The 2,343-nt window shown below is 66.6% G+C and carries 2 protein-coding genes; one reads left to right on the top strand and one right to left on the bottom strand.

Going from position 1 to position 2,343, the window contains the following annotated elements; translation table 11 throughout:
- Positions 1-249 precede the first annotated feature (249 nt).
- Complete coding sequence (locus tag GT354_RS56480) at positions 250-429, top strand: hypothetical protein (RefSeq protein WP_346012007.1); 180 nt, start codon at positions 250-252, stop codon at positions 427-429.
- Between the two features lie 536 nt (positions 430-965).
- On the opposite strand, the gene GT354_RS13325 is transcribed toward GT354_RS56480, so the two are convergent.
- A complete protein-coding gene (locus GT354_RS13325; protein ID WP_161356521.1) occupies positions 966-1,736 on the bottom strand; it encodes an XRE family transcriptional regulator in 771 nt (256 codons plus the stop codon).
- Between the last annotated feature and the right edge of the window lie 607 nt (positions 1,737-2,343).

The raw sequence follows: 2,343 nt of genomic DNA, 5'->3' as shown, positions 1-2,343 counted from the left end.
CCACCCCAGCCCGTCCGGCGCTTGAGGACACCCAACCCAACGCCACCCCAGCCCGTCCACCGAGTGAGAGTCACTAGAACATCCAGGGGACTCTCGAAGTCACGGCAACATCACAGGTCAGCACGTCGCGGACATCTCCCCTCCCCATCCGCGATGTCGCCGCGGTTCGCCTTTCCGTACTGACCGACGAAACAGACCAGCCCCGCCCGACAGTTTGAAGCCTGCCAAGGAGCGGCGGCGGCCCTCGGCATCGACCTCGGCGACCGGATCGCCTACGACCTTGACGTCGGCGCGTCGAAAACCAGCCCGTTCGCGCGCCCCGAGTTGGGCCCGTGGCTGCGCAAGCCGTCCGAGTTCACGGCGCTGGTGTGCTGGCGCTTCGACCGTGCGATCCGGTCCATGGCGGACATGCGCGACCTTGCCGCGTAGGCGAAAGAGCACCGGATCATGCTCGTGTTCGCCGACGGGGTCGGCGGTACCGGCCGCTTGATCTTCGACCTCCGGAACCCGCTGGACCCGGTCAGCGAACTCATGATGACCATGTTCGCGTTCGCCGCTCAGGTCGAAGCAACGTCCATCCACGAGCGGGCTGCCGGCGCGCAAGCCGCCATGCGGACCATGACCTACCCGGTGGCCCGGCGGTCAGCCCCCGTTCGGCTACATGCCCGCTCCCGTGCCCGCGGAGCACGGCGGGTCGGGCTTCACCCTCGTACCCGACCCGTACGGGGTCAAGATCCTCGAACGGAGCGCGAGTTCCTGCGGGCTCGTTGGCTGTCCGCCGGCGGATCGGGGCATTTTCAGATTTACGAACTGCCTTGTCATGTAATGAAGTTCGCGCACGAGGTGCCCCCCGGCGGCTCAAGCATGGCCGAGAGTCGCACGACGACGCGTCAGATCGTGCGTAGCGCCGACCCGGACGCCGGGGTTGCGATCGGACAGGCGACGCGCGGATCTTCGAGTCGGAGTCATGGGGTGGTTTCGGGTCGCCGGTTGTACTGCGCGAGGGTGGCTTTGGTCGTGGACGCATCCTTGAAGACGAGTTCCCACGGTCCGGTGTTCACGTCGAATTCCTTGCCGAATCCGACCCACTTTCCGGACATGCGGCGACCGGTGGGTTCGATCAGCAGTTGAATCGCGCCGTGGTAGCGGGCTCCCTGGTAGTAGCCGTCCTCGGCTGTCTGTTCGGTCCATGTGCCCGTCACGATGTTGCGGTCGGCGACCAGATCCATGGTCAGTGGTGAGTCGGACGAGCCCGGCAGGCTGCGCGCGGTGAGCCTGTTGCCGTGTTGGAGGACGACCACGAAGTGTTGCCCGAGGAACGAGCCGGATCGACCGCTGGAGAAATACTCGTAGCGACTGAGCCAAACACCGTTGTACGTCCCTCCGGCAGCCCCGCGTGGGTCCGGGGCGGGCCCTCCTCGCGCCGGGCTCACGCCTGTTGCCGCCGGTTCCATGTCGTGCCCGCCTGAACCGTCTTCGGAGACGCGCGCCATCGGGATGGGCAGTGCGAAGCCGAGTGCACCGATGGGAAGGCCGGTGACAGACTCAAGTGCACGTGCGTAGACGGCCCGAGGTGAGGCGACGTCGCCGGACTCCCAGCGCTGCACGAGTCGCTTGTTGCATCCGTTGGGCTCCCCCGCCCGCTCTCCGGCTTCTCGAAGGGCTCGCGCCATGTCGTCCTGACTCAGAAGCAGTCCCATGCGGACCGCGCGAAGCGTGCTGTTGGGTTGCGTCATGCGAGTCACGGTAGACGTGGGAACACACTTACGACACCGATTTGACGCCCCTTGTGACCCCGAAATGACGCCCTCATTGGCGCCGCGAGGAATCACCACTCACCGCAAACATGTGGACACGGAACGGGATCGACCCTCACGGTTGCGCCCTTGCCTCTTGGGATCGGTAGATGAGCGACGCGTTCCTGACAACGCAGGTCGCCAGGTACCGACCGACTGAGCCTCCGGGATGTGGAACGTCCAACAAGGAAGGGCCCGATGTCGCCGAACCCTCCCCCTGCGGAGCACCATAACGGGCGAGAAGTCGCCCATCGCGGGGCCATCATCCGACAGGCGCGCCGGTGGTACCTCGCCCGCGCCGACAACTGGTTTCCCGCCCGCCGGCACGGGGCGGCGACGTGACCTGTCCCGACTTCGTTGTGAACGCAACCGGCGTGGTCGTTCCCATGCTTGACGTGCGGGCGTTGCCACCCCGCGAGGAACCGCGCCCCGTCGCCGAGCAGATCAAGACCGGCGATTGGGTCGCCCCACTACCCGGCCGAGGACTCGACTTCGTGACCGGCCGGGTCGAACGGGCCGAGGAATGCGCCGGGCTCGACAACGACCA

Source organism: Streptomyces sp. SID3343, from assembly GCF_009865215.1.
Classification (GTDB): Bacteria; Actinomycetota; Actinomycetes; order Streptomycetales; family Streptomycetaceae; genus Embleya.
Note: the sequence above shows the minus strand (reverse complement) of the source record. Positions and strands in the feature narration are given on the sequence as shown.